Below are 7,579 nucleotides of genomic sequence, written 5' to 3'. Positions count from 1 at the left end.
TTGCTTTGCCCTATAGTACATAAATGGTATAAATATAAATGTAACTGCGAGAAAACATAATATATTTCTATATACTAAAACTGCACCATAAAACATGAGCATGATAGAGGCATATAGTGGATGTCTCACAATTTTATACATTCCACTTTGAACTAGCTTATGTTCATCATATATTTTTATATGATTAGCCCAATTACTTCCCAAATTAAACCTACCCATTATATTTACAATACAACCAATAACAATAGCTAATGTCCCTATGATAATGATAGCATGCTTTAAGATGTTATTATTGATTGGAATTAAACCTATTTTAGTTATAAGAATCAAATAAAAAGCAACTAAAAATAATGTCATTGAACCCGTTTCCACTATAGACTTCTTTTCTTTTTTAATATGTTCATCTCTCGTATATAACGTGAAATCTATAAGGATTGAAACAAACAGGCCTACTACACAAATACATATAATTAGCTGAATAACAAATGAGAACATATCTGGAATTTTGATTGATAACATTATGTGCACCCATTTCTATGAAGAATATTATAAGCTGAAAATGGTATTTTTCGCAAATCCTCGGTTACAACATGAACACATTCCTTTTGCATTGATTTAGTATCAAAATTATATGCATCAACAAAAGAACTTACACTAACTCTAAAGGTATTGTTATCTACGTATTCCATCTTCTTTTCTTTTGATTTTATAAAAAAGTCTAAAGGAACAATTTGTCTAAAGTCTTTAAGAAATTTGAAGCAGTCACAAGTGGTTTTCATATCTGTAATACTTTTACCTGCATTTTTTAATGCATCTTCAATAGTAAATACAAAAGTATTATTTATAAGGTGAAGATATTCATGTATCTTTGCATTTCTTGTTATTGGAATAAAGCCACCTTTTGATGTTTTGTACAGATAGGTGATAGCTACTCTTTCTGAGTCGCAGGGAAGTGGAATAAAATCATCCATTTTAAGCATTCCAGCAGATTGCTTCTCCATTCTCTTTAATATGCCTGAAAGTGTAACTCTATTATTTCTATCTATACCTAGCGTTCTACCAAAAAAGGCTGCTGGTTGAAAATTGATACCACGAACATACGGACTATTTATACCAAACGTAAATATCTCTCCTACCTCATCATCGTTTACTCCGGTAGTTATTGTAGAAACCAAAGTTGTAGGTATTTTGTATTTTGATAAGTTTTCTAAAGCCTTTTTCTTAATGGGTAATAGATTCTTGCCTCTTAAAGTATTGTAAGTTGATTGTTTAAACCCATCAAATTGAAGATAAACTTCAAAACCTCCTACAAACTCTTGTAACGCGCAGGCAAATTTTTCATCTTCTGCAATTCTTATACCATTAGTATTTAACATTACATATTTAAGGTTTTTAGATTTAGCCATTCTTATAATTTCTATAATATCTGGATGAATAGTTGGTTCCCCACCACTTATTTGCAATATTTCACCTTGTCCATATTCCGAGTCAATAAAAAAATCCATCATTTTTTCTATTCGATCTAACGATAAAAACTCACCCTCCCCTGCATTGGCAAAACATAAGGGACACTTAAGGTTACATTTCGTAGTTATTTCAATTAATGCTATGCACCCATGCTGATCATGTTGTTGGCATATTCCAGCGGTACCACAGTCGTAGGGGCACCCTTTTTCTACTTTTGAATAAACCTTCATTTGTGTTCCTGGTTTATCATATTGTTTTTTCTTTAAATGATAATCAGCGACTTCCTCCAGCAACTCAATTTGTTCTCCGTGAGTAGGGCAATATTTTAGCAAATAAACTTTTTTTTCTTTTAAAATGACCTTTGCTGGAATTATCAGAAGGCATTCTGGACACAAACTATTTGTATATTCATGAAAAATATAGTCTCTGTTCATTATAGTACCCCCTTTCTATTTATATTTACATAAATATTTAATCTAGGCTTATTAACTACCTAATTTATATTATCTATAATATTTTACTTTATTTTAATTATACACATAATCAATTTACATATCAACGTTTCAATTTTATGGAGTTATTGATAGATTTAGTATATAATTATTAGTGAATGTGTAAATGAATAGCACAATTAATAATTGATTAGTACAGTAAACTAAATATAGGGGGATAATTCAATGAAAATTTCAATGTCGAGTTTTTTAATAAGTCAAAAACCTATTTTGAAAAGAATAGTTAGTATTCTTTCTAAAAAATATAAATATGTATCAATTTTAGGTACTGATACTAAAGGAAAATTATACAAAGTACAAAAAACCAGTATAGACTTTACAGATTCATCCTGGTGTGAACGTGGTTTTGTAATACGAGTTCACAATGGTGTTAACTACTCTGAATTCTCTTTTAATGAAATTAATGAAAAGAATATAAACACTTTAGTAGATGAAATACAATTTAGCATTTCATCTACACTTCAAATGCTTAAAAATGCTTCAATAAAAGTAAATTCATATGATATTATTGAAGAACCAGTAATAAAGGAAGAGTTTTTAGCTGAAGTAACCACACTTCCAACATATTTATCATCTAAAGAAAAAATAGAAAAAATGTGTGCTATTAAAGATTCTGCTTTAAATTATTCAGATTTATTGGTAGATTTTAGAGTAGTATATCATGAAGTTCATGTGTCAAAGATATTTATTTCTAATAATAAAGAATTAGAACAATCCTACATATGGAGTGAAGGAAATTTAATAAGTATAGTACGTAGAGATGATAATACTAAATATGCTTATGAAGCATTTTCTGGTTTAAAAGCTACGGAACTTCTTTGTGAAATGAAAAGCGGTATTGAAAAAGTAGTAAAGACTAGTATAGAACTTTTAGATGCTAAGAATGTAATTCCTGGTGAATATGATGTGATTTGTTGTCCAGATATAACAGGTCTAATTGCTCACGAAGCCTTTGGTCACGGCGTAGAAATGGACATGTTTGTTAAAGGAAGAGCAAAAGCTATAGAATATATTGGGGAAAGTGTAGCCTCAAAGCTCGTTACAATGCATGATGGTGCTGCAGCTGTGAGTAATATATCATCTTATTTGTTTGATGATGAAGGAGTACTCGGAACAGATACTATTGTAATAGATAAAGGAGACCTTAAAACAGGGATTTCTGATATGTTATCAGCTCTTAAACTTGGTACTAAACCCACTGGAAATGGTAAAAGAGAATCTTTTGAAAGAAAAGCTTATGCAAGAATGACTAATACATTCTTTGCTGCTGGTAGTGATAATTTAGAAGATATGATAGCCTCTATTAAAAAAGGTTACATTTTAGAAGGATGTATGAGCGGAATGGAAGATCCTAAAAATTGGGGAATTCAGTGTATGTTACTTCAAGGTAGAGAAATTATAAATGGTAAACTAACGGGTGAAGTAATATCTCCTGTAATTATGACTGGATATGTTCCAGATATGCTGAAATCTATATCTATGGTTTCAGAGTCAGTTGAACTATTCGGCTCAGGTGCTTGCGGTAAAGGATATAAAGAATATGTCAAAGTTTCAGATGGCGGACCATATATCAAAGCAAAAGTGAGGTTAGGATAATGATAGAAAAAATTAGAAAGCTCCTTAAAGAGTGCATAAAAATAGATGGCTATACCGTAGTCGAGCATAAAATAAATTCTAATGAGTTCTTCTTCATAAAAAAAAGACTAGACATGGACAGAGGTAAAAATATTAATAACTTTAATATAACAGTTTATAAAAATTTTGAGGAGGAAAATACAAAATATACAGGCTCCTCATCTGCTATGATTCATCCTACTATGAGTGATAAAGAGATTTTAGAAGTCATTGACGAAGTTGCCTTGGCGGCAATTTATATAAAAAACAAATATTACCCTATGGTAGAACCTTCTGGTATTATTCAACCAGAAATAAAAAGTAATTTTTCTGAAAAAGCACTTAATCAGTGGCTACCTACAATAACAGAGGCACTCTATAAATCTGATATTTATAATAAAGGTTGCATAAATTCCTCTGAACTTTTCCTTAATAAAATTTATACTCATATTATTAACTCAAAAGGGGTAGATATATCTTACACTACTTATAATGGTGAAATAGAATTTATAACTAATTGGAAGTCAGGTGATGAGGAAATCGAACTTTATAAACACATGGACTTTTCAGACATAGATTCTGATTTAATAGAAGAAAAAGTAAAAGAAATGCTTATATTTAGTAGTGAGAAAGCAATTGCATCACCTACCCCAGCATTATTAAAACATACGGTTCTACTAACTGGTGCACCAGTAATCGAACTGTTAAACTATTATTTAGACAAGTCTTCTGCTAAAAGCATCTATAATGGAATGTCTACAGCAAAACTCGGTGAGAATATTCAAGGCGATGGCGCAAAGGGTGACCTAATAACACTTACACTAGATCCTTTTATGAAAAACTCAACAAAATCATGTCCTTATGATGCTGATGGTTTTCCAGTAAATTCTGTTGAGATATATAAAAAAGGTGTTTTGAACAAGTACCATGGTGATGTGAGACACTGCCATTATTTAAATATAGAACCTACAGGTAGTATTTCAAACTTTATCATTGAAGGTGGCGCTTATTCAATATTTGATTTTAAAAAGGTTCCTTATCTAGATATAGTTGCCTTTTCCGACTTTCAAATTGATGATTTAACGGGAGATTTTGGTGGTGAAATTAGGCTAGGGTGGTACTTTAATGGAACAAATACTATCCCAGTTACTGGTGGATCTATCTCTGGGAATATTAAAGACCTACAAAAGGAAATGTACTTATCTAAAGAGCTTCAAAGAGATAATAACTTTGTAGGACCTAAAACTGTTAAACTATTAAATGTCAGTGTGGCTGGAATAGAATAACGTATAAAAAACGTTGCAAATTTTGTATTGCAACGTTTTTTTATATTCTCTAAATGTTGTGTTTACAAAACAAATTATATATAATTATGTCAGGGTACAAATTAGGAGGTGAATGAATGGGAAGGAACATAATAGTTACATTTTTAAAAAAACATAAAGTATCATATGTTATTGGCATTAGTTTTATGCTTTTATCATCCTATATTCAATCGCTTTTTCCTAAAGTTCTCGGAGACACCATTGATATACTTGGAATAAATAATTTTAGTTTTAAGCTTATAAAGTCCAAAATAATATACATACTTTTAATTGCAGTAGCTACTTTTATAAGTACTTTTGTATGGAGAAACCTGATTATAGTAAATGCTAGAAATCTGGAATGCCATCTTCGCGAAAAATTATATAATCATTTTCAGAAATTATCTCCGGATTTTTACAACAAAAGAAAAACTGGCGACTTAATATCTTATGCAATAAATGATATTTCTGCTGTAAGAATGGCTTTGGGGCCAGCTAGTGCTATGACAATAAATGTTCTTGCTATTTGTAGCATTTCTATATATTCTATGTCAAAGATTATAAATTTGAAATATACTTTAATTACGCTAATTCCAATTCCCTTTATTATATTTTTTCTGTTAAACATAGGGAGACTTATTCAAAAGCGATTTAAAATTGTTCAAGAAAATTTTTCTTCCATATCTGGCACAGTCCAAGAAAATATTTATGGGATAAGAGTAATAAAATCTTATGTACAAGAAGATGCAGAGTCAGAGAAGTTCGAAATATTAAATAATGAAATGATGGATTCCAACCTTGCTATGGTAAAGGCAGCATCCTTTCTCTCCCCTGTCATTCAATTTTTTTTTAGTATAAGCTTTGTTATTAATCTCATTATAGGTGGAAATATGGTGTTAAATGAAATTATAACTCTTGGAGATTTTATCGCCTTTAATGGATATTTGACTATTATTATGAGGCCAATAATTTCTATAGGTCGAGTTATAAATATATTTGAAAGAGGTATTGCATCATTCAAAAGATTAGATGAAATATTTGATGTAGTGCCTAAAATTCCAGATGGGGCGAAAATGATAAGTAGCGCAATCCTTGGTGAAATAGAATTTAAAAATTTTAGTTATTCTTATGACAATACTGACAAAATAGTTTTACAAAATATTAATCTTAAAATACCCAAGGGATATACTCTTGGAATCATAGGAAAAACCGGTTCAGGTAAAACGACCCTAGTAAACCTTTTATTAAAGCTTTATGCATCACCACAGGAAAAAATATTTATAGATTCAGTGGACATAAATGACTACTCTTTAGAAACACTTAGATCGAGCATTGGGTATGTACCCCAAGATGATTTTTTGTTTTCTGCATCCATAAATGATAATATAAAATTTTTTAAGGATGTATATACAGATTACGAAGTTGAAAAAGCTGCTGAGGTAAGTTGTATATATGAAAGCATTATGAAATTGCCTAATGGATTTGATACCATACTGTCCGAACGTGGTGTTAATCTATCAGGTGGCCAAAAGCAACGGATATCCATAGCTAGGGCTATTATTAGAAATCCCTCAATACTTATTTTGGATGATTCACTTTCAGCAGTGGACACTATTACTGAATCAAAGATAGTTGAAAATATAAATAAATGTAGAATTGGAAAAACAACAATTATTACAGCTCATAGAATTACTACAATTAAAGATGCGGATTTTATTATAGTCCTAGATGAAGGTAAAATATGCGAACATGGAACACATAATGAGCTCGTATCGAAGGGAGGGCTATATTATGAAACCTACAAATCCCAACATAATGAAGCATAAAATTAATAGTTTCAAAAGGCTTTTAAAGCTTACAAACCCACATCTTAATAAGATAATCTTAGCTGCATTATGTGTAATGATTGTAAATGCTGCTGAACTATTAAAACCTTATATACTAAAACTAGTTATTGATGATTTCTTAATAAAAAAAGTATCGCAAGATGGTATGTACTCCATATCATCACTAGGATTAATATATATTATACTTGCAGCTATTGGTGGGTTATCATCTTTTACACAAGTGAATTTAATAAACAGTGCTGGGCAGGAAATTATGAAGAATTTGAGAAAAAGAGTATTTAGAACAATACAATTTCTTCAGCTATCATATCTTGATAAGACCTCCTCTGGAAGACTTATAACTAGAGCCACAAATGACGTGGAAGCCATGAGCAAAATGTATACCGATGTAATTATAAGTTTATTTAAAGACGTGTTCTTACTTTTAGGTATAGTGTATGCTATGATTGCACTTGATGTAAAATTAGCATTTATTTCTTTTTCCGTTGTTCCTTTGATGTTTTTTATTATCTTTATTCTAAAGAACAAGATTAAGAGAAATTTTTCAAAAATGAAAAGCTTAATAGGCAAAATTAACGGATTTATGGCTGAGAATATCTCTGGGATGAAGTTCATACAAATATTTTCAGGTGAAAAAGAAAAAAATGACGAGTTTCTAAAACTAAATGGAGAGTATTTCAAAAGCACAATATTTCAAGTTAGGATAAACAGCATATTAAGACCAGCGGCGGATATTTTTCAAAGTCTTGCAGTAGCAATTATAATATGGTATTCCATGAGTAAAATCGCAAACAATACCCTAGAGATAGGTGTTCTTTTCGCTTTTACAACTTAT

At 30.4% G+C, this 7,579-nt stretch carries 6 protein-coding genes; 4 read left to right on the top strand and 2 right to left on the bottom strand.

Going from position 1 to position 7,579, the window contains the following annotated elements:
* Positions 1 to 519, bottom strand: a 519-nt coding sequence (locus ACJAX4_RS20225; protein ID WP_435791242.1) for a methyltransferase family protein, incomplete at its 3' end; no start/stop codon positions are given.
* Positions 519 to 1,901: a radical SAM protein gene (locus ACJAX4_RS20220; RefSeq protein ID WP_435791241.1), complete on the bottom strand. Its 1,383-nt coding sequence runs from the start codon at positions 1,899 to 1,901 to the stop codon at positions 519 to 521. The genes ACJAX4_RS20220 and ACJAX4_RS20225, both read right to left, overlap by 1 nt.
* Positions 1,902 to 2,144: 243 nt before the next feature.
* Here ACJAX4_RS20220 and ACJAX4_RS20215 point away from each other — a divergent pair, with 243 nt between their 5' ends.
* From ACJAX4_RS20215 to ACJAX4_RS20200, 4 genes are all read left to right on the top strand, one after another.
* Positions 2,145 to 3,575, top strand: coding sequence for a TldD/PmbA family protein (locus ACJAX4_RS20215; RefSeq protein WP_435791240.1), 1,431 nt, complete (start codon positions 2,145 to 2,147; stop codon positions 3,573 to 3,575).
* On the top strand, positions 3,575 to 4,879 hold the full coding sequence (locus tag ACJAX4_RS20210; protein WP_435791239.1) for a metallopeptidase TldD-related protein: 1,305 nt from the start codon (positions 3,575 to 3,577) through the stop codon (positions 4,877 to 4,879). The genes ACJAX4_RS20215 and ACJAX4_RS20210 overlap by 1 nt, the downstream gene beginning before the upstream one ends.
* A gap of 116 nt (positions 4,880 to 4,995) precedes the next feature.
* Positions 4,996 to 6,723 (top strand): ABC transporter ATP-binding protein, encoded by a 1,728-nt coding sequence (locus ACJAX4_RS20205; RefSeq protein WP_435791238.1) that lies wholly within the window; start codon positions 4,996 to 4,998, stop codon positions 6,721 to 6,723.
* A partial coding sequence (locus ACJAX4_RS20200; RefSeq protein WP_435791236.1) for an ABC transporter ATP-binding protein occupies positions 6,689 to 7,579 on the top strand: 891 nt, incomplete at its 3' end. The genes ACJAX4_RS20205 and ACJAX4_RS20200, both read left to right, overlap by 35 nt.

Source organism: Clostridium sp. (genome assembly GCF_051278035.1).
GTDB lineage: Bacteria > Bacillota > Clostridia > Clostridiales > Clostridiaceae > Clostridium_AD.
The sequence above is the reverse complement of the archived record's forward strand: the minus strand, read 5'-3'. Positions and strand labels throughout refer to the sequence as shown.

Coding starts and splice junctions, on each gene's coding strand:
- ACJAX4_RS20220 (WP_435791241.1), bottom strand. CDS start 1,901: ATGAACAGAGACTATATTTTTCATGAATATACAAATAGTTTGTGTCCA.
- ACJAX4_RS20215 (WP_435791240.1), top strand. CDS start 2,145: ATGAAAATTTCAATGTCGAGTTTTTTAATAAGTCAAAAACCTATTTTG.
- ACJAX4_RS20210 (WP_435791239.1), top strand. CDS start 3,575: ATGATAGAAAAAATTAGAAAGCTCCTTAAAGAGTGCATAAAAATAGAT.
- ACJAX4_RS20205 (WP_435791238.1), top strand. CDS start 4,996: ATGGGAAGGAACATAATAGTTACATTTTTAAAAAAACATAAAGTATCA.